Origin of the sequence: Streptomyces sp. NBC_00271 (genome assembly GCF_036178845.1) — a bacterium.
Lineage (GTDB): Bacteria > Actinomycetota > Actinomycetes > Streptomycetales > Streptomycetaceae > Streptomyces.
In genome coordinates, this window is record NZ_CP108070.1 from 7,829,831 (window position 1) to 7,850,085 (window position 20,255).

13 protein-coding genes are annotated in these 20,255 nt (G+C 70.4%); 7 read left to right on the forward strand and 6 right to left on the reverse strand.

Annotated elements, in window-relative coordinates; genetic code table 11:
• Nucleotide 1: 1 nt before the first annotated feature.
• Both OG798_RS35720 and OG798_RS35725 read left to right on the forward strand, forming a co-directional pair.
• Nucleotides 2-1,699 carry an MFS transporter gene (locus OG798_RS35720; protein ID WP_267062863.1) on the forward strand — a complete coding sequence of 566 codons (1,698 nt, stop codon included), beginning with the start codon at nucleotides 2-4 and terminating at the stop codon, nucleotides 1,697-1,699.
• Between the two features lie 119 nt (nucleotides 1,700-1,818).
• Nucleotides 1,819-2,589, forward strand: coding sequence for a DUF2127 domain-containing protein (locus tag OG798_RS35725; RefSeq protein ID WP_067369204.1), 771 nt, complete (start codon nucleotides 1,819-1,821; stop codon nucleotides 2,587-2,589).
• 34 nt (nucleotides 2,590-2,623) lie between these two features.
• Here OG798_RS35725 and OG798_RS35730 read toward each other — a convergent pair whose 3' ends face one another.
• Entirely contained in the window at nucleotides 2,624-3,529 is a 906-nt protein-coding gene (locus tag OG798_RS35730) for an NAD-dependent epimerase/dehydratase family protein (RefSeq protein ID WP_328758283.1), read from the reverse strand.
• A gap of 89 nt (nucleotides 3,530-3,618) precedes the next feature.
• On the opposite strand from OG798_RS35730, the gene OG798_RS35735 reads away from it, so the two are divergent.
• From OG798_RS35735 to OG798_RS35750, 4 genes are all read left to right on the forward strand, one after another.
• Nucleotides 3,619-4,134, forward strand: a complete 516-nt coding sequence (locus OG798_RS35735; protein WP_179436433.1) for an Lrp/AsnC family transcriptional regulator — start codon at nucleotides 3,619-3,621, stop codon at nucleotides 4,132-4,134.
• Nucleotides 4,135-4,162: 28 nt separating this feature from the next.
• Entirely contained in the window at nucleotides 4,163-4,591 is a 429-nt protein-coding gene (locus tag OG798_RS35740; RefSeq protein WP_054233164.1) for a MerR family transcriptional regulator, read from the forward strand.
• Between the two features lie 14 nt (nucleotides 4,592-4,605).
• On the forward strand, nucleotides 4,606-4,920 hold the full coding sequence (locus OG798_RS35745; protein WP_095857766.1) for a thioredoxin family protein: 315 nt from the start codon (nucleotides 4,606-4,608) through the stop codon (nucleotides 4,918-4,920).
• A gap of 164 nt (nucleotides 4,921-5,084) precedes the next feature.
• A complete protein-coding gene (locus OG798_RS35750; protein WP_382138507.1) occupies nucleotides 5,085-7,364 on the forward strand; it encodes a HelD family protein in 2,280 nt (759 codons plus the stop codon).
• A gap of 64 nt (nucleotides 7,365-7,428) precedes the next feature.
• On the opposite strand, the gene glgB is transcribed toward OG798_RS35750, so the two are convergent.
• From glgB to OG798_RS35775, 5 genes are all read right to left on the reverse strand, one after another.
• Nucleotides 7,429-9,927, reverse strand: coding sequence for a 1,4-alpha-glucan branching enzyme (gene glgB / locus OG798_RS35755; RefSeq protein ID WP_328758285.1), 2,499 nt, complete (start codon nucleotides 9,925-9,927; stop codon nucleotides 7,429-7,431).
• 36 nt (nucleotides 9,928-9,963) lie between these two features.
• Nucleotides 9,964-11,445: a maltokinase N-terminal cap-like domain-containing protein gene (locus OG798_RS35760; protein ID WP_328758286.1), complete on the reverse strand. Its 1,482-nt coding sequence runs from the start codon at nucleotides 11,443-11,445 to the stop codon at nucleotides 9,964-9,966.
• Between the two features lie 121 nt (nucleotides 11,446-11,566).
• Entirely contained in the window at nucleotides 11,567-13,285 is a 1,719-nt protein-coding gene (gene treS / locus OG798_RS35765) for a maltose alpha-D-glucosyltransferase (protein ID WP_097224733.1), read from the reverse strand.
• Nucleotides 13,282-15,408, reverse strand: a complete 2,127-nt coding sequence (locus OG798_RS35770) for an alpha-1,4-glucan--maltose-1-phosphate maltosyltransferase (RefSeq protein ID WP_328758287.1) — start codon at nucleotides 15,406-15,408, stop codon at nucleotides 13,282-13,284. The genes treS and OG798_RS35770 overlap by 4 nt, the downstream gene beginning before the upstream one ends.
• A 194-nt stretch (nucleotides 15,409-15,602) precedes the next feature.
• Nucleotides 15,603-16,805 (reverse strand): S8 family peptidase, encoded by a 1,203-nt coding sequence (locus OG798_RS35775; protein ID WP_097224731.1) that lies wholly within the window; start codon nucleotides 16,803-16,805, stop codon nucleotides 15,603-15,605.
• Nucleotides 16,806-17,591: 786 nt separating this feature from the next.
• Between OG798_RS35775 and glgP the strand changes: the two genes are divergently transcribed.
• Nucleotides 17,592-20,249, forward strand: a complete 2,658-nt coding sequence (glgP, locus tag OG798_RS35780) for an alpha-glucan family phosphorylase (protein ID WP_328758288.1) — start codon at nucleotides 17,592-17,594, stop codon at nucleotides 20,247-20,249.
• Nucleotides 20,250-20,255 lie beyond the last annotated feature (6 nt).

Consider the following 20,255-nt stretch of genomic DNA (forward strand, 5'->3'; position numbering starts at 1 on the left):
CATGCGTCTCGTCATGAACGAACCGGTCGAGGGGATGGACCGGCCCTACGCCCGGCGCTGGTGGGCGCTGCTGGTGCTCTGCCTGAGCCTGCTGATCATCGTGATGGCGAACACCGCCCTCACCGTCGCGGCCCCGGACATGACCCAGGACCTGGGCCTGTCCAGCGCGGACCTGCAGTGGGTCATCGACGGCTACACCGTCCCGTACGCCGCGCTGATGCTGCTGCTCGGCGCGATCGGCGACAAGTACAGCCGGCGCGGCGCGCTCCTCCTGGGGCTCGTCGTGTTCGGCGGGGGCGCGGTCGCGGGCTCGCTCGTCGACAGCTCCACCGGGGTCATCGCGGCCCGTGCCGTGATGGGCGTCGGCGCCGCCCTGATCATGCCCGCGACGCTCTCCCTGCTCGCCGCGACCTTCCCGCGCGAGGAGCGGGCGAAGGCGATCACCTTGTGGACCGCCACCGCCGGACTCGCCATCGCGGCCGGGCCACTGGTCGCCGGTGCGCTGCTGGAGCACCACGGCTGGTCGTCCACGTTCCTGATCAACGTCCCCATCGCCGCGCTCGCGATCGTCGGCGCCCTCGTCCTCGTACCGCCGTCCAGGGCCGCGCACCACCACCGCATCGACCACGTCGGCGGCCTGCTGTCCGTGGTCTGGATCGGCTCGCTGGTCTACATGATCATCGAGGGGCCGCACTTCGGATGGGGCGTCAAAGCCGTGACCGCCGCGGTCGTCGCGGGCGCCGGCCTGGTGGCCTTCGTGGTGTGGGAGCTGCGCCACCCGCGCCCGGTCGTCGACGTACGCCGCTTCGCCCACCGCCGGTTCGCGGGCTCCAACCTCGCCGTCGCCCTCTTCTTCCTGGCCGTCTTCGGCGCCTTCTACTACCTCACCCAGCACCTCCAGTTCGTCCTCGGCTACGACGCGCTGGACACCGGGGTGCGGATGCTGCCGCTCGCCGGGGCCGTGTTCGTCGGCTCGGCGCTCACCGGATACCTCACCCCGCGCATCGGCATGAAGATCACGGTGACCGCGGGCATGGTCGGCGGCACGGCGGCGCTCGCGCTGCTCACGCGGGTCGACGCGGCATCCTCGTACGGCGATCTCGTGCTGCCCCTCACCATCCTGGGCCTGGCGATCGGGCTCGCGCTCTCGCCCTGCACGGACGCCATCATGGGCGCGTTCCCCGAGGCCGAACTCGGCGTCGGCGGAGCCGTCAACGACACCTCGCTGGAGCTCGGCGGCTCGCTCGGCATCGCGATCCTCGGTTCCGTGCTGGCGAGTTCGTACTCCGCGCACCTCTCGGACGCCACCGCGGGCAGCAAGCTTCCGGCGGGCGCCCTGTCCACGGCGCAGGACTCGGTCGGCGCGGGCTACGCGGTCGCCCAGGGCATCGGTGACAAGGCCCGGCAGCTCGGTGAGCAGGCCGCGCGAGCGGGGCACGCCGGGAACACCGAGAAGGCCGCGCAGCTGAAGGCGCAGGCCGACCAACTCGCCCACGGGGCACAGCGGATGGCGGACGCCGTCGGTTCGTCCTTCTCGGACGCGGTGGCGCACACCAGCCTGATCGGCGCGGTGATCCTGGGCGTGGGGACCGTGCTGGTCGCCTTCCTGCTGCCCCGGAAGGGCGGCGCGCACCCGGGGGAGACCCCGGAGCAGGCGGCGGAGGAACAGCCGGAACTCACCGGCGCGGCGACGCGTTGAGCGCATCCTCGCCCGCCTCGGAACCGTGACCCTCGGGCCTCCGTCTCGTAGAACATGCACTACCGTGCCGTGCCGGACTGACCGGCACGGCACGGCATGTTCTGCGGAGGACACGGAGTATGAAGATCGACTGGGACCGGCGGACGTGCGCGCGCAAAGGTCATGTGACGTACGCGCCCGGCGAGCCGGAACTGCGCCGGCGGCTGCGCGCCGAGACGAGCCTCGGCGAGGCCTGGCGCTGTCTGCGCTGCGGCGACTTCGTGCTGGGCGAACCCCATGGCTCGGGCCCCGCGCAGGACGCACCCCTGGTGCCGCGCGGCAAGGTGCTGCGTGATCTGTTCATCCTGCGCTTCCTGGCGATCGAGCGGGCCGTGCGCGGGGTGTTCATCGTGCTGGTCGCGGCCGCGGTGTGGAAGTTCAGCAACAGCCAGGACTCGGTGCGCCGGCTCTTCGACGAGAACCTCGACGTCTTCCGGCCGGTCTTCAAGCACTTCCACTACGACCTCGACCACTCGCCGGTCGTCGGCACCATCCAGAAGTCCTTCGGCTACAAACACTCCACGCTGGCCCTGGTGGCCGCGCTGCTGCTGGCGTACGCGCTGATCGAACTCGTCGAGGCGGGCGGCCTCTGGTACGCCAAGCGCTGGGCGGAGTACCTGACGGTGGTCGCCACCGCCGCCTTCCTGCCCCTGGAGATCTACGAACTCACCGAGCACGTCAGCTACTTGAAGATCGCCACCCTGGTCCTCAACATCCTCGCCGTCCTCTACATCGCCCTCGCCAAACGCCTCTTCGGACTGCGCGGCGGACGCAAGGCGTTCGAGGAGGAGCGGCACAGCGCGTCTCTGCTGGAGGTCGAGGAGTCGGCGGGCGTGGCCGCGCACGCCTGACGCCCCCGCACCGCACGGCGCCGGCGAGGATCGTCTACGGGCGGTCGGAGCCCAGGGTCTCGGCCACGGCGCGCGGCAGCCACGTCCGTGCGTCGCCGAAGGTGAACCCGAGCAGGGTGGCCCGGGAGTTGTCCATGCCGTAGGAACGGCTGAAGGAGAAGGGGGAGACCGCGCCGACCTCGACGGGCCGCAGGAGGGTCTTGCCGTCCGGGAGGTGCGCGGCGATCGCCTCGCACAGCTCCCGCGTGGTCAGCGGCCCGTGGGAGGCCGCGTTGACCGGGCCCGTGAAGTCCTCGCCCGCCGCCCAGAACAGGAAGTCGGCGATCTCCTCGACGTGGATGTACGTCGCCGGGCGGTTCACGGGCGGTACGGCGATCGCCTCGCCCGTGCGGATGCGCTCCGCGTAGTGCTGGAGGCGGCCGGTGAAGTCGTCGTCCCCGCCCAGGACGTGGGCCACCCGGACGGCCGCGTACGGGAACGAGGGGTCGGCCGCGAACACCGCCTCGGCCTGGCGCTTGCCCTCCCCGTAGTGACCCTCGAGGAACTCCGGCTCGTCCCAGGGGAGTGCGAGGTCGACGGGCACGGCATGAGGGTCCACGGCGTCCTCCCGTACGGGATCCGCCGAGTCCTCGTACTCGTACACCTCGACGGTGGAGGTCATGACGTACCGCCGGGTGCGTCCCGCGAAGACCCGTCGGGCGATCTCTGCCTGACGCGGTGTGTAGCAGACCTGGTCGACCACCACATCGAAGGTTCGTGAACCCAGCGCCTTCTCCAGGGAATTCCCGTCATTGCGGTCCGCGACGAGATGGACCGACCCGGCGGGTGGTGCGGAGGAACCGCGATTGATGACGGTGACGTGGTCTCCGGCGGCCAGCAGCCGGGCGATCAGCCGCTTTCCGAAATAGCGGTTTCCGCCAATGACACCTATCTCGCGCACGGCGTTCCTCCCCCTCGCACTTCCCGCACCCACCGGGCTTCCGTGGTCATAATTCTCCCGGCGTACGCGTCACGTCTGAAGGGGGAGACATGGGAGATCCGACCGCTGCACCGAAGGAACCACGGCAACCGCGCGCCGGCGCCGACGAAACGTCGGTGGCCTTCGACGCGGTGGACCGGCAGATCCTGGAACTGCTGCAGAGCGACGGCCGGATCAGGCTCAGCGAGCTGGGCCGGCGCGTCCGGCTGAGCCCGGCGGCCGTCGCCGAGCGCGTGCGCCGGCTGGAGTCCTCGGGAGCCGTCACCGGCTACGGCGCCCATGTCTCACCGCCCCTCCTCGGCTACGGCATCCAGGCCTTCGTCCGCGTCGACCCGCACGGCGGCTACACCCTGCGCCACCCCAGGACCCTGGAGCTGATCTCCCGCCCGGAGATCATCGAGGTCCACCACGTCGTCGGCGAGGACTGCTGGATCCTCAAGGTCGCCGTCGCGGACACACTCCACCTGGAGGACGTCCTGGAACAGACCTCCGCACTGGGGCGCACGACGACCTCGATCGTCCTGTCTTCACCGGTGCCGCGAAAGCCACTGCTGCCCTTGCGTTGACGTCGGCGTCAAGGAATACCGTCGGGGCATGCGAATCGGCGAGCTGGCGGCGCGGGCCGGGACCACCACGCGGACTCTTCGGTACTACGAGTCGCGGGGGCTGCTGCCCGCGCGGCGGGGCGAGAACGGGTACCGGACGTACGACGAGCACGACCTGCGGCTGCTGCGGCAGATCAGGACGCTGCAGGACTTCGGGTTCGACCTGGAGGAGACCCGGCCCTTCGTGGAGTGTCTGCGGGCGGGGCACCCGGAGGGCGACTCCTGTCCGGCCTCGCTCGCGGTCTACCGGCGCAAGCTGGGCGAGCTCGACTCGCTGATCGACGAGTTGCAGGCCGTACGGGCCGAGGTCGGCGCGCAGCTGGCGCGGGCCGAGCGGGCGCGTGACGAGCTGGCGGCCGAGGCGGAGGTTCCGGGCGGCCCGGAACCCGTATGCGAACTGGAAGGGCGGACACGGTGATCAAGGTGGCAGGCGTGGCTTCGGTGACGGACGCGGACTTCGAGACGGAGGTGATCGGCGCCGAGCTCCCGGTGCTGGTGGAGTTCACGGCCGACTGGTGCCCGCCGTGCCGGCAGATGGGGCCGGTGCTCAGTGCCCTGGCGGCCGAGGAGGGCGAGCGGCTCAAGGTGGTCCAGCTGGACGTGGACACCAACCCGCTGACGACGAACGCCTACCGGGTGCTGTCGATGCCCACGTTCATGGTGTTCCGCGGGGGCGAGCCGGTGAAGTCGATGGTGGGCGCCCGGCCGAAGCGCCGGCTGCTGGAGGAGCTGTCCGACGTGCTCTGACCGTCCGGCGTGCTCCGACCTCGCCGATATACAGCAGAACTAAAAAATCCCCTGAGCAATTGCGCTCGGGGGATTTCGCTGCGTATATTGAATGATTCGCGACTTCAGGAGAATTGAGTCGCGGAGAAGTTCACTGGGCACAGTATATCCGGCCGGGAGCGGAATTGTCAAACAGGGGCGCAAACGCAGAGGGCACCACAGGATTTCCCGACGATGAATTGCGGCACGAGCAGGAATTCATCGACGGGTTGTACGCACGCGTGGACGTGCTGCGGGGCGACACCGAGGCCTCCGTCGGCGACGCGCTCGCGCAGGGCAACACACCCATGCAGGCCAGGCTCGAACGGGACGTGCTCGTCGCCGAGCGTTCGGGCTTGCTCGCCGCACTGAACGCCGTGGACGGATCGCTCTGCTTCGGCCGGATCGACCTCACCTCCGGCGTCACCCATCACATCGGCCGTATCGGCGTCCGCGCCGACGACACCGAGCACACCCCCATCCTCATCGACTGGCGGGCCCCGGTCGCCCGCCCCTTCTACCTCGCCACCGGTCACACGCCGATGGACCTGCGCCGCCGCCGGCACATCACCACCGACGGCCGCCGGGTGACCGACCTGCACGACGAGATCCTCGACCTCGGCGACCACGAGCGCACCGGCCACGAGGACCCGACCGGCGACGCCGTACTGCTGGCCGCGCTGAACTCGGCGCGCACCGGCCGCATGAGCGACATCGTGCAGACCATCCAGGCCGAACAGGACCGGATCATCCGCGCCCCGCACAAGGGCGTGCTGGTCGTCGAGGGCGGCCCCGGCACCGGAAAGACGGCCGTGGCGCTGCACAGGGCCGCGTACCTGCTGTACGAGTACCGGGAACTGCTGGCGAAGCGCGCCGTCCTGATCGTCGGACCGAACCCCGCCTTCCTCGGCTACATCGGCGAGGTACTGCCCTCGCTCGGCGAGACGGGCGTGTTGCTCGCGACCGTCGGCGAACTGTTCCCCGGCGTCCGCGCGACCGCCACCGACGCCCCGCGGGCCGCCGCGGTGAAGGGCCGCGCCGACATGGCCGAGGTGCTCGCCGCCGTGGTCCGAAGCCGCCAGTCGCTGCCCGACCCGGTCATCGCGATCGAGCACGACCGGGACATCCTGATGCTCGACGCCGGGCTCGTCCAGGTCGCCCGCGAGCGCACCCGTGAGGCGCAGCTGCCGCACAACGTGGCCCGCGAGTACTTCGAGGGCCACATCCTCAACACGCTCACCGACATGCTGGCCGAGCGCATCGGCACCGATCCCTTCGACGGTTCGAACCTGCTCGACCCGAGCGACATCACCCAGATCCGCGACGACCTCGCCGAGAACCCCGAGGTCTGGTCGGCCATCGACCAGCTGTGGCCGCGGCTGACCCCGCAGCGCCTGGTCGCCGACTTCCTCGCGGACCCCGAGGGATACGTCCCGGACGAGGACGCGGCCGCGATCCGCCGCCCGGTCACCGGGGCCTGGACCACCGCCGACGTCCCCCTCCTCGACGAGGCGGCCGAACTGCTCGGTGAGGACGACCGCGTGGCCCGCGCCCTCGCCGACCAGGAACGCCGCGCCCAGGTGGCGTACGCGCAGGGCGTGCTGGACGTGTCCTACGCCTCCCGCACCTACGAGTTCGAGGACAAGGACGAGGAGGACTCCGAGGTCCTGTCCGCGCACAACATCATCGACGCCGAGCGGATGGCCGAGCGGCACGAGGAGGACGACCACCGCAGCGCCGCCGAACGCGCGGCGGCCGACCGGACCTGGGCGTTCGGCCACATCATCGTCGACGAGGCGCAGGAGCTCTCGCCGATGGCCTGGCGCCTGCTGATGCGGCGCAGCCCGACCCGCTCGATGACCCTGGTCGGCGACCCCGCGCAGACCGCGGAGGCGGCCGGAGTGGGCTCCTGGTCGGAGATCCTCAGCCCCTACGTCGAGGACCGCTGGGAGCACAAGCGCCTCGCCGTCAACTACCGCACCCCGTCCGAGATCATGGACGTGGCGGCGGGCGTCCTGCGCGCGCGGCACCCGGACTTCGAACCGCCGCGTTCGGTGCGCTCGACGGGCGTACGGCCGTGGGCACGTGCCGCCGGGGACGATCTGCCCGGCACCGTCGCGAAGGCCGTCGCCGAGCTGACCCCCGCCGAGGGACGGCTCGCGGTGATCGCACCCCGCGAACTGCACACCTCGCTCGCGGCCCGGCTGGAGGACGTGACGGCGGGGGAGGAGCCCGACCTGACCCGGACGGTCGTCCTCCTCGACCCCCGTCAGGCCAAGGGGCTGGAATTCGACTCCGTCCTCGTGGTCGAACCGGCGCGGTACGGCACGAGCGACCTGTACGTGGCGCTGACGCGGGCGACGCAGGCGCTCGGGATCGTGTACGAGGGCGAGCTGCCTCAGGCGCTGCGGGCGGCGACGGTCTGACCACCGGGCGGGGCGAGGAGTTCACGCTCCTTTGCCCCGCCCCTCGTCGTGGCCGCTGAAGCCGTCAGGCGGGGCGGAGCCAGATCGTGGCCAGGGGAGGCAGGGTCAGGCGGAGGCTGGTGGGGTGGGCGTGGGCGGGGTGGGGCTCGGGTTTGACGGGGTGGGGGTTGTGGACGTCGCTGCCGCCGTAGCGGGCGGCGTCGGTGTTGAGGACTTCGTGCCAGGCGGGGATGTCTTCGGGGATGCCGAGGCGGTAGTCGTGGCGGACGACGGGGGAGAAGTGGGAGACGGCGAGCAGGGGGGTGCCGTCGGCGTCGTGGCGGAGGAAGGCGAGGACGTTGTCGTCGGCGGCGTCGCCGGCGATCCAGGTGAAGCCGGCGGGGTCGGTGTCGCGTTGCCAGAGGGCGGGTTCGTGGCGGTAGACGGTGTTGAGGTCGCGGACGAGGTCGCGTACGCCGCGGTGGTCGGGTTCGGCGGGGTAGGCGGGGTCCAGGAGCCACCAGTCGGGGCCGTGGGCTTCGGACCATTCGGCGCCCTGGGCGAATTCCTGGCCCATGAAGAGGAGTTGTTTGCCGGGGTGGGCCCACATGAAGCCGAGGTAGGCGCGGGTGGTGGCGCGTTGCTGCCACCAGTCGCCGGGCATCTTCGACACGAGTGAGCGTTTGCCGTGGACGACCTCGTCGTGGGAGATGGGCAGGACGTAGTTCTCGCTGTAGGCGTACACCATCGAGAACGTCATCTCGTTGTGGTGGTACTTGCGATGGACCGGCTCGTGCTGCACGTAGCTCAGCGAGTCGTGCATCCACCCCATGTTCCACTTCAGCCCGAACCCCAGCCCCCCGAACCCGCCGGGCCCGGTGTGATGGGTGGCCCGGGTGACGCCGTCCCAGGCCGTGGACTCCTCGGCGATCGTCACGACGCCGGGTGCGCGGCGGTAGACGGTGGCGTTCATCTCCTGGAGGAAGGCGACGGCGTCGAGGTTCTCCCGGCCGCCGTGTTCGTTGGGGGTCCACTGTCCGGGTTCGCGTGAGTAGTCGAGGTAGAGCATCGAGGCGACGGCGTCGACGCGCAGTCCGTCGATGTGGAACTCCTCGCACCAGTACACGGCGTTGGCGACGAGGAAGTTGCGTACCTCGCGGCGTCCGTAGTCGAACTCGAGGGTGCCCCAGTCGGGGTGGGCGGCCCGCTTCGGGTCCGCGTGTTCGTAGAGGGGGCGTCCGTCGAATTCGGCGAGGGCCCAGGCGTCGCGGGGGAAGTGGGCCGGTACCCAGTCCATGAGGACGCCGATGCCGGCCCGGTGCAGGGCGTCGACGAGGTGTTTGAAGTCGTCGGGGGTGCCCAGTCGTGCGGTGGGGGCGTAGAAGCCGGTGACCTGGTAGCCCCAGGAGCCGCCGAAGGGGTGCTCGGCGACCGGCATGAGTTCGACATGGGTGAAGCCCAGGTCGCGGACGTAGGCGGGCAGTTGCTCGGCCAGTTGGCGGTAGGTCAGGCCCGGACGCCACGAGGGGAGGTGGACCTCGTAGACGGACAGCGGTGCCTCGTGCACCGGACGGGCCCCCCGCCCCGCCATCCACTCCTCGTCCGTCCACACGTGGTGCGAGGCGTGCACGATCGACGACGTGCGCGGCGGGACCTCGGTCCGCCGGGCCATCGGGTCGGCCCGCAGAGTGCGGGAGCCGTCCGGGCGGGTGATCTCGAACTTGTAGAGCTCGCCCTCGCCGATCGCCGGCACGAACAGCTCCCACACCCCCGAGGAGCCGAGCGACCGCATCGGATACCCGGTGCCGTCCCAGAAGTTGAAGGTGCCGGCGAGACGGACACCGCGCGCGTTCGGCGCCCAGACCGTGAAACGGGTGCCGGTCACCCCCTGGTGCACCATCGGCTCCGCACCCAGGGCCCGCCACAGCTCCTCGTGGCGTCCCTCGCCGAGCAGATGGAGATCGAACTCCCCGAGCGCGGGCAGGAAGCGGTACGCGTCCTCGGTGTCCTGAACCGTCCCCTCGTACGCGACGAGCAGCCGGTACGCCTCCGGGACCGCGCGCAGCGGCACCAGCGCCGAGAAGAACCCGTCCCCGTCGTCGTGCAGCTCGGCCCGCAGGTCGTCCGTCACCACGGTCACCCCGAGCGCGTACGGACGGAAGGCCAGGAAGGCCACACCGCCGGGCACCGGATGGGCGCCGAGCACCCCGTGCGGATCGTGGTGCGTGCCGGAGAGCAGCCGTTCGCGGTCACCGGGTTCGAGCCCGGCGAAGACGGGAGCGCTGTCGGCGACGGCGGGCTCAAAAACCCCGACCACGGGCTCGGCGCCCTTCGGCTCGGCAGCGCGCGGTTCGGGAACCCTCGCCCCGACCCCCTTCTTCGAGACCTCGGAGACCGCCGAGACCTTCGCATCCTTCGCGGCCTTGCTCCCGGCAGGCTTCTGAGCAGCGGCCTTCTGAGCAGTGGCCTTCTGGACGGCGGCCTTCTTGACCGTCGCTTTCTTCACCGCCGCCTTCTTGGCGGCCGCCGGCTTTTTGGCACCGTTCTTCTTCGGACTGTCGTCGGACGGGGGGCGGGGCGTCACGGGCAGGGCCTCCTCGGCGGGGTGAGGTGGGGAAGGTCAGGGGGATGCGGCGAGTCGGCGTATCGCCGCCATCGGGACCGGCAGCCAGTCGGGCCGGTGCCGGGCCTCGTACAGGACTTCGTAGATCGCCTTGTCCGTTTCGTAGGCGCGCAGGAGTACGGGATCGGCGCGCGGGTCGTGGCCGGCGACCTCCGCGTAGCCGGCGCAGTACGCGGCCCGGCAGATGTCGGCCCAGTCGGGCACCGGCGGGACGGCCCCTGCGCGAGCGGAGCCGAGGGACCCGGGGACGGCGTGGGCCGCGTAGTCGAAGGAGCGGAGCATCCCCGCAATGTCCCGCAGGGGCGGCTGGGGCATACGGCGCTCGGCGAGCGGTTTCGAGGGCTCGCCCTCGAAGTCTATGAGCGACCACTCCCCGGAGGGTGCGCGCAGGCATTGGCCGAGGTGCAGATCCCCGTGTATGCGCTGGGCCGTCCAGGTCTGCCCCTCGGAGGCCAGGTCGGCCAGCGCCTCGAAGGCGGTGCGCAGACCGGCGGCGTACGGTCGCAGCGCGGGCACCGCCTGCGCCGCCGCGGCCAGTCGCTCGGTCATGCCGTCGACGAGCCGTTCCATCTGCACGTGCCCCAGGGTGACCGTGGGCAGGGCCCGGGCGAGGGCCGTGTGCACCTCGGCGGTGGCCCGGCCCAGCGCCCGCGCCTCCCCGGAGAAGCCTTCGCCGCCGCGACAGCCGTCCTTGGCCGGTTCGCTCTCCTCGGCCGGTTCGCTCTCCTTGGCCAGTTCGCTCAGCGCCAGCTCCCAGCCGTCCACCGCGCCCTGGACATAGGGTTGCAGCACTCCCAGGACGTACGTCTCATCGTCCAGGTCGGCGGCCATCCACGCCGTCGGCGCCGGCACCCGGGGGCAGCCCTCCCGGGCGAGCGACAGGGGCAGCTCCAGATCGGGGTTCACCCCCGGGACTATGCGGCGCAGCAGCTTCAGGATGAACGTATCTCCGAAGACCAGGGACGAGTTGGACTGTTCCGCGGTGATCAGGCGCGGTATCAGATCGCCCCGTATCTCCTGGCGTCGGTCGCGTTCGAAGCGCAGCTCGCCGACGCGGGCCCGGGTGCGCAGGGCCTCCAGGAGTACGTCGGCGGGGCGCGGGTCGTGCAGTGCCTCGTAGACCGTGTGTCCCGCCAGCGGTCCCTCCTCCACGTGTCCGATCAGCGCGGGCGCGAGGTGCGGCGGGAGTGCCTCGCGTACGCCGATGAGCAGTTGGTAGCAGTCGCCGGGCCGGGTGTCGGCTCCCTGGGCGGGGGTGAGCGGCTGGTGCGCCCGGACCAGCAGGTGGAGCAGGCCCAGCTGAGCCGTCGAGGGCAGCAGTTCGTTGGCCGTCACCAGGGAGAACCCGGTCACCGGACGCCCCTTGCCCGCGAACCAGCGCTGCCGCGGCAGCCATTCCCGTAGGAGCGGATCGAGCGACGCGAGCAACTCGGGGCGTGCGACGGGGGCCGTGACAGAGTGGATTGCGGCTTCCGACATGACGTCGCGTCCTTTCCCCAGGGGCCCGGGAGACCGGGGGAGTCGGGGTGTTACTGATGCGTGCCCAGGGCGGGACGGAGGAAACCGCCCCGCCGACCGGGTTCTGGAGTCTGGCCTTGGATCAGACGGCGTCCTTGCGGAGCCGGAACCAGTAGAAGCCGTGACCCGCGAGGGTGAGCAAGTACGGCAGCTCTCCGATGGCCGGGAATCGCACCCCGCCGATGAGTTCGACCGGGTGGCGGCCGTTGAAGGCCCGCAGGTCCAGTTCGGTGGGCTGGGCGAAGCGGGAGAAGTTGTGCACGCACAGGACGAGGTCGTCCTCTTTGCCCTCGGTCGAGGGGGCTTCGCGCAGGAACGCGATGACCGCGGGGTTGGAGGACTGGAGTTCCGTGTAGGAGCCGAGGCCGAAGGCCTGGTTCTGCTTGCGGATCTCGATCATGCGGCGGGTCCAGTGCAGCAGGGACGAGGGTGAGGACATGGAGGCCTCGACGTTCGTCACCTGGTAGCCGTAGACCGGGTCCATGATCGTGGGCAGGAACAGCCGGCCGGGATCCGACGAGGAGAAGCCCGCGTTGCGGTCGGGTGTCCACTGCATCGGGGTGCGCACCGCGTCGCGGTCGCCGAGCCAGATGTTGTCGCCCATCCCGATCTCGTCGCCGTAGTAGAGGATCGGTGAGCCGGGCAGGGACAGCAGCAGGGCGGTGAACAGTTCGATCTGGTTGCGGTCGTTGTCGAGCAGGGGGGCGAGCCGCCGCCTGATGCCGATGTTGGCGCGCATCCGCGGGTCCTTGGCGTACTCCGCGTACATGTAGTCGCGTTCTTCGTCGGTGACCATTTCGAGGGTGAGCTCGTCGTGGTTGCGCAGGAAGATGCCCCACTGGCAGCCGGAGGGGATCGCGGGGGTCTTCGACAGGATTTCCGAGACCGGGTACCGGGATTCCCTGCGGACCGCCATGAAGATCCGCGGCATGACGGGGAAGTGGAAGGCCATGTGGCACTCGTCGCCGCCGGAGGGGAAGTCGCCGAAGTAGTCGACGACGTCCTCGGGCCACTGGTTCGCCTCCGCCAGCAACACCGTGTCCGGATAGTGCGTGTCGATCTCCTTGCGGACCCGCTTCAGGAACTCATGGGTTGCCGGAAGGTTTTCGCAGTTCGTTCCCTCGACCTGGTACAGGTACGGCACCGCGTCCAGCCGGAACCCGTCGATGCCCAGGTCCAGCCAGAACCGCAGCGCGGAGATGATCTCTTCCTGGACGGCGGGGTTCTCGTAGTTGAGGTCGGGCTGGTGGGAGAAGAAGCGGTGCCAGAAGTACTGCTTGCGGACCGGGTCGAAGGTCCAGTTGGAGGCCTCGGTGTCGACGAAGATGATCCGGGCGTCCTCGTACTGTTTGTCGTCGTCGGCCCAGACGTAGTAGTCGCCGTAGGGTCCGTCGGGGTTGGTGCGGGACTCCTGGAACCACGGGTGCTGGTCGCTGGTGTGGTTCATGACGAAGTCGATGATGACGCGCATGCCGCGCTGGTGGGCGGCGTCGACGAATTCGACGAAGTCGGCGAGGTCACCGAATTCGGGCAGGACGGCGGTGTAGTCGGAGACGTCGTAGCCGCCGTCCCTGAGGGGTGATTTGAAGAACGGGGGCAGCCACAGGCAGTCGATGCCCAGCCATTGCAGGTAGTCGAGTTTCGCGGTGAGGCCCTTGAGGTCGCCGATGCCGTCGCCGTTGCTGTCCTGGAAGGAGCGGACCAGGACTTCGTAGAAGACGGCGCGTTTGAACCAGTCGGGGTCGCGGTCCCTGGCCGGGGTGTCCTCGAAAGTGTCCGGGACGGGCTCGTTGACGATCATGTGGTGGGTGACCCTCCGATCTGCGGTGAGGACGGTCGCAGGACGGTGAGAATGTGCGCGGGGCTATGCCCTGGCTCAAGACGCACATAGTTGGCCCTGCCCCAGTTGTAGGTCTCGCCGGTGAGCTCGTCGCGCACCGGCACGGACTCGTGCCAGTCCAGGCCGAGTTGCGGCATGTCCAACGAGACCGTCGCCTCCTGGGTGTGGTGGGGGTCGAGGTTGACCACCACCACAACCGTGTTCGATCCGCTCCCGTCCGTGACCGACTTCGAGTAGGCGATCACCGCGTCCTTGTCCGTGTGGTGGAAGTGGAGGTCGCGCAACTGGCGCAATGCCGGACTGCGCCGGCGGACGGCGTTGAGCGCCCTCAGCAATGGCGCGATGCTACGACCCTCCCGCTCCGCCGACTCCCAATCCCGCGGACGCAGTTGGTACTTCTCGGAGTTCAGGTACTCTTCGCTGCCCGCACGCAGGGGGGTGCTCTCACAGAGCTCGAATCCGCTGTAGACGCCCCAGGTCGGAGACAGCGTCGCGGCGAGCACCGCACGCAGTTCGAAGGCCGGCCGCCCGCCGTGCTGAAGGAACTCGTGCAGGATGTCCGGGGTGTTCACGAAGAAATTGGGCCGCATGTAGGCGGCCGCCTCCCCCGACAGCTCACTGAGGTAGTCGGTGAGCTCCTCCTTCGTGTTGCGCCAGGTGAAGTAGGTGTACGACTGCTGGAAGCCGACCGCCCCCAGCGTGCGCATCATCGCGGGCCGGGTGAACGCCTCGGCCAGGAAGATCACATCCGGGTCTGTGCGGTTGACGTCCGCGATGACCCGCTCCCAGAAGACGACCGGCTTGGTGTGCGGGTTGTCGACGCGGAAGATCCGCACGCCGTGGCTCATCCAGTACCGCAGCACCCGCAGCGTCTCCTGGACCAGCCCCGGCATGTCCTGGTCGAAGGCGATCGGATAGATGTCCTGGTACTTCTTCGGCGGATTCTCCGCGTACGCGATCGACCCGTCCGCCCGGTGGTGGAACCACTCGGGATGCTTCTGCACCCACGGATGATCCGGCGAGCACTGGAGCGCGAAGTCGAGCGCGATCTCCAGCCCCTCCCGCTCCGCCCGCCTCACGAAGGCGTCGAAGTCGTCGATCGTGCCGAGGTCCGGATGAATGGCGTCGTGCCCGCCCTCCGGGGAGCCGATCGCCCACGGCACACCGACGTCGTAGGCCCCCGCCGAGAGCGTGTTGTTGGGCCCCTTGCGATAAGTGGTCCCGATCGGATGAATCGGCGGCAGATACACGACGTCGAAGCCCATCCGCGCGATGGCGGGCAGTCGCTCGGCGGCGCTGCGGAACGTGCCGTGCACCGGCGGATCGAGATGTCCGCTCTCCGAACGCGGGAAGAACTCGTACCAGGAGCCGTACAGCGCCCGCTCGCGCTCCACCAGCAGGGGCAACGGCTCCGAGCTGCTGACCAGCTCACGCAGCGGATGACGGTCAAGGACCCTGTCCACTTCAGGGGTACGGGCGGCGGCGAGCCGGGCCGCCGAGGAACGGCCGGTGTCCCGCAGCGCGTCCGCCGCGGCGAGGACGACATCCCTTCTGCCCTTGCTCTTCGGCACTCCGGCGGCAGCACGCTCGTACAGCCGGGCGCCCTCCTCCAGGACCAGTTCCGTGTCGATGCCCGCAGGGATCTTGATCCCCGCGTGATGGCGCCAGGTGGAGACCGGATCGCTCCAGGCCTCCACGGTGTACGTCCAGTGGCCGGTCGTCCCGGCACGGACGGTGGCGCCCCAGCGGTCGGTGCCGGGGGCGAGTTCGCGCATCGGGGTCCAGGGGCCGGTGCGGCCCTCCGGATCGCGCAGGACGACGTTCGCGGCGACGGCGTCGTGGCCTTCACGGAAGACGGTGGCCGTGACTTCGAAGACCTCGCCGACAACCGCCTTGGCGGGGCGGCGGCCTTGCAGGACGAGGGGCCGAACGTCGACGACGGGAATGCGTCCGACGCTCTCGCCGCCTTCGACTGCCTGTTCGGAGGGTTGCTCCGGGGCGCGGGGGACGGCGTCGACCTTGCGTATGGGGGGTGTGTCGGAGGTGGTCGTCGGGGGTGGCGACGTGTGGTGCGTGGCGGGCATGACCGCTCCTGTCCGCGTCAACGTGGGTGGGCGGATGACGGTGTGGGGAGGTGGGGCCTGCGGGGCGTACCGGGGGAGCCTTCCCACCCTATTCGGGTGAGCAATCCGGCAGGTTGCTAACTACTTACGCGTAAGTCTCCACACAAGACCGGCCTCGTCCGACGGGCGAGGCCGGTGCCTGCTGCGGCGGTTCCCTAGGAACGGGTGACTTGCAGAAGCCTGTTCGGCGAACCGAGTCCCGCGCCGCCGACCTTCCCGTACACCGCCCGCCCGACCAACGCTTTGCCCACCTGGGCCGGGGTCGCCTTCGGGTGACCGGCGAGATAGAGCGCCGCCGCGCCCGCGACATGCGGGCTCGCCATCGACGTACCGGAGAAGGTCGCCTTCCCGGTGTCGCTCGCGTACGACGCCGACGTGATCGCCACGCCGGGCGCGAACAGGTCCAGCGCCGCGCCGAAGTTGGAGAAGCTCGCCCGGGCATCGGCCCGGTCACTCGCCCCGACCGTCAGCGCCTCCTTGACCCGGGCGGGGGAGTACAGCCCGGCGGCCAGTCCGTCGTTGCCCGCCGCGACCGAGTACGTCACTCCGGAGGCGATGGAGTTGCGTACGGCGGCGTCCAACTGGGCGTTCGCGTGGCCGCCCAGGCTCAGATTGGCGACCGCGGGCTTGTGCGCGTGCCGGGTCACCCAGTCGATACCGGCGATGACCTGCGCGGTCGTGCCGGCCCCGGCGTTGTCGAGCACCCGCACGGACACGACCTTGGCCTTCTTCGCCACACCGTAGGTCGTCCCCGCGATGGTCCCGGCGACATGCGTCCCGTGTCCGTTCCCGTCCCCCGCCGCCTTGTCGTTGTCCACGAAGTCCCAGCCGTAACCGGCCCGCCCCCCGAAGTCCTTGTGCGTGATCCGGATCCCCGTGTCGATGACGTACGCCGTCACGCCCGCGCCCGCCGACTCCGGCCACGTGTAGCCCTTGTCGAGCGGCAGAGCGGGCTGGTCGATCCGGTCCAGCCCCCAGGACGGCGGGTTCTTCTCGACGTGGTCGAGTGCCACCCGGGTGTCCTGGACGACGGAGGCCACACGGGAGTCCGCCGCGAGCCGCCGCGCCTGCTTCTCGCCCACCTGAACCGCGTACCCGTTGAGCGCCGTGCCGTACGTATGGCTGATTCGCGCTCCGTACTTCTCGGCGATGCCCTTACCCGCCGACGACGGAGCCTTCGTACCCCCCTTGAGCGTCACGATGTAACTACCGCTGACGGAACCGGGTTCGCCGGCGCCGAGTATCCGCCCCTCCGGGGCGGCGTGCGCGGGCAGGGTGATGGCCGAAAGCACCGCGGTCGTCGTGACCGCGGTGAGGCATCCTGCCCAGCGCAGACGCCGCTGTCTCGTCTGTGCCATGACGTGAGTTCCCCTCCTCAAGTCGGCGTACGCCGACCGGGACCGACCGGTGTGCGACCGGGGTCGCGCGTACGCCACTTGGCAGCCTCTCGTGTGGTGTGAAGCACCACAAGGTCGCCGATGCGGGCGGAATCGGCCATACCCTCCGGGGGTGGGGCGGAATGGTCGCGTCGATTCCCGGTCGACGGTTCCTCTTGTCGACGCCCTCGGCCGAGTCCGTCGGCTGCGGGCCGGTGGGGGCCGTTCGCGCAGTTCCCCGCGCCCCTGGAGCGGGGCTGCGCCCCGCATCCCCCGCTCGGGTGATCCGTTCGGCTGACGGCCGGTGGGGGCTGGTCGCGCAGTTCCCCGCGCCCCTGGAGCGGGGCTGCGCCCCGCATCCCCCGCCCGGGTGATTCGTTCGGCTGACGGCCGGTGGGGGCTGGTCGCGCAGTTCCCCGCGCCCCTGAAGCGGGGGATGCGCCCCGCCCGGCATCCCCACGCCCTGACCTCGTGTTCCACTCACCCGCGGTCGGCGGACTGCCGAAGGGGGCGTGGGGGTGGGTCGTAAGCCCGTCGCTTACGTTCGGATCGAGCAGCGGCTCGCTTGCCCGGCCCACGTCTGATCCGGCGGCGACGGGCTCGACACACCCCCACGCCCCCGACCCACCCACGCCCCCGACCCACCCACGCGCCCGCCACCCACGACGCCGGAGTTCATCGATGCGCCGTGTCGTGGAAACACCCTCGCCGCTACCGTCGTCGGTGACGTACATCCCGCCGCATACGTCTTTTGTGAAGGTGGAACTTGTGAAGGCAATCCGCAGATTCACCGTTCGCCCCGTACTGCCCGACGCCCTTCACCCGCTCAGTGACCTCGCCCGCAACCTGCGCTGGTCCTGGCACGCCGAGACCCGCGACCTCTTCCAGTCCGTCGACCCCGAACGCTGGACCGCCTCCGACGGCGACCCCGTACGCCTGCTCGGCAGCGTCCCTCCCCACCGCCTCGCGGAACTCGCCGAGGACCGCCGCTTCCTGCGCCGCCTCGCCGCCGTCGCCGACGACCTGCGCGACTACGTGACCGGCGAACGCTGGTATCAGACCCAGACCCAGATTCCCGACCTCCCCGCGGCCATCGCCTACTTCTCACCCGAGTTCGGCATCGCCGCGGCCCTGCCCCAGTACTCCGGCGGCCTCGGCATCCTCGCCGGCGACCACCTCAAGGCCGCCAGCGACCTCGGCGTACCCCTCATCGGCGTAGGACTCCTCTACCGGCACGGCTACTTCCGCCAGTCCCTCTCCCGAGACGGCTGGCAGCAGGAGCACTATCCCGTCCTCGACCCCAACGAACTCCCTCTCGTACCCCTGCGTGAATCCGACGGCACCCCGGCCCAGGTCACCCTCGCCCTCCCCGGCGCCCGCGCCCTGCGCGCCCGCATCTGGCTGGCCCAGGTCGGTCGCGTCCCCCTCCTCATGCTCGACTCCGACGTCGAGGAGAACGACCTCGGCGAACGCGGGGTGACCGACCGGCTGTACGGCGGCGGCAGCGAGCACCGGCTGCTTCAGGAGATGCTGCTCGGCATCGGCGGGGTGCGCGCCGTACGGACGTACTGCCGGCTGACCGGCCACGCCCAGCCCGAGGTGTTCCACACCAACGAGGGCCACGCGGGCTTCCTCGGCCTGGAACGCATCGCCGAACTCGCCGAGGGGCACGACGGGCACGACGGGGACGGCGGCAACGGCGGGTTGGACTTCGAGGCCGCTCTCGAATCCGTCCGCGCCGGTACCGTCTTCACCACCCACACCCCCGTCCCCGCCGGCATCGACCGCTTCGACCGCGAACTGGTCGCCCACCACTTCGGCCCGGACGCCGAACTCCCCCGTATCGACGTCGAGCGCATCCTCGGCCTCGGCATGGAGACCTACCCGGGCGGTGAGCCGAACCTCTTCAACATGGCCGTGATGGGGCTCAGGCTCGGCCAGCGGGCCAACGGGGTGTCGCTGCTCCACGGTCACGTCAGCCGCGAGATGTTCTCCGGGCTGTGGCCGGGTTTCGACCCGGACGAGGTCCCGATCACCTCGGTCACCAACGGCGTGCACGCACCGACCTGGGTGGCACCGGAGGTCTTCCGTCTCGGCGCCCGCCAGATCGGCGCCCAGCGCACCGAGGACGCGATGACGGTCGGCGGCTCGGACCGCTGGGACGCGGTGGCGGACATCGCCGACCAGGAGATCTGGGACCTGCGCCGGGTGCTGCGCGAACAACTGGTCCTCGAGGTGAGGGAACGTCTGCAAGCCTCCTGGCGCCAGCGCGGCGCCGGAACGGCCGAACTCGGCTGGATCGACGGGGTGCTGGACCCGGACGTCCTCACGATCGGCTTCGCGCGCCGCGTCCCTTCCTACAAACGTCTGACCCTGATGCTGCGCGACCGCGACCGTCTGATGGACCTCCTCCTGCACGCCGAACGCCCGATCCAGATCGTGGTCGCGGGCAAGGCGCACCCCGCCGACGACGGCGGCAAGCGACTCGTGCAGGAACTGGTCCGGTTCGCGGACGACCCGCGTGTGCGCCACCGGATCGTCTTCCTCCCGGACTACGGGATGGCGATGGCGCAGAAGCTGTACCCGGGCTGCGACATCTGGCTGAACAACCCGCTCCGCCCGCTGGAGGCCTGCGGCACGTCCGGGATGAAGGCGGCGCTCAACGGCTGTCTGAACCTCTCCGTCCTGGACGGCTGGTGGGACGAGTGGTTCCAGCCGGACTTCGGCTGGGCGATCCCGACGGCGGACGGCACGGCGACGGACGACGACCGCCGCGACGACCTGGAGGCGGCGGCCCTCTACGAGCTGCTGGAACAGCGTGTGGCGCCCCGCTTCTACGAGCGGGGCCAGCACGGTCTGCCCGACCGGTGGATCGAGATGGTCCGCCAGACGCTGACCCATCTCGGCCCGAAGGTCCTGGCGGGCCGGATGGTGCGCGAGTACGTGGAGCGCCTGTACGCCCCCGCGGCCCGCGCCCACCGCGCCCTGGCCCCGGAGACGGCCCGCGAACTGGCCGCCTGGAAGTCCCGCGTCCGGGCGGCCTGGCCCCGGGTCACGGTGGACCATCTGGAGGCCTCCGCCGCCACCACGACCGCCGAACTGGGCACCACCCTCTCCCTGCGCGTGCGGGTGGCGCTGGCCGACCTCGTCCCGGACGACGTCGAGGTCCAGGCGGTCTCGGGCCGTGTCGACTCGCAGGACCGCATCGCGGACGCGAGCTGCGTCCCGCTGAAACCGGCGGGCGGTCCTGACCTGGAAGGGCGCTGGGTGTACGAGGGTCCGCTCTCCCTCGACCGCACCGGCCCGTTCGGCTACACGGTCCGTATTCTCCCCACGCACCGACTGCTCGCGTCCGGCGCCGAGCTGGGCCTGGTGACGATGCCTTCGGAGGAGGTGGGGGAGGAGGCCGGGGTCCTGATGCGCTGAGCGAGG

Coding starts and splice junctions, on each gene's coding strand:
- OG798_RS35725 (WP_067369204.1), top strand. CDS start 1,819: ATGAAGATCGACTGGGACCGGCGGACGTGCGCGCGCAAAGGTCATGTG.
- OG798_RS35740 (WP_054233164.1), top strand. CDS start 4,163: ATGCGAATCGGCGAGCTGGCGGCGCGGGCCGGGACCACCACGCGGACT.
- OG798_RS35760 (WP_328758286.1), bottom strand. CDS start 11,445: ATGTCGGAAGCCGCAATCCACTCTGTCACGGCCCCCGTCGCACGCCCC.
- treS (WP_097224733.1), bottom strand. CDS start 13,285: ATGATCGTCAACGAGCCCGTCCCGGACACTTTCGAGGACACCCCGGCC.
- OG798_RS35735 (WP_179436433.1), top strand. CDS start 3,619: ATGGGAGATCCGACCGCTGCACCGAAGGAACCACGGCAACCGCGCGCC.
- OG798_RS35770 (WP_328758287.1), bottom strand. CDS start 15,408: ATGCCCGCCACGCACCACACGTCGCCACCCCCGACGACCACCTCCGAC.
- OG798_RS35720 (WP_267062863.1), top strand. CDS start 2: ATGCGTCTCGTCATGAACGAACCGGTCGAGGGGATGGACCGGCCCTAC.
- OG798_RS35775 (WP_097224731.1), bottom strand. CDS start 16,805: ATGGCACAGACGAGACAGCGGCGTCTGCGCTGGGCAGGATGCCTCACC.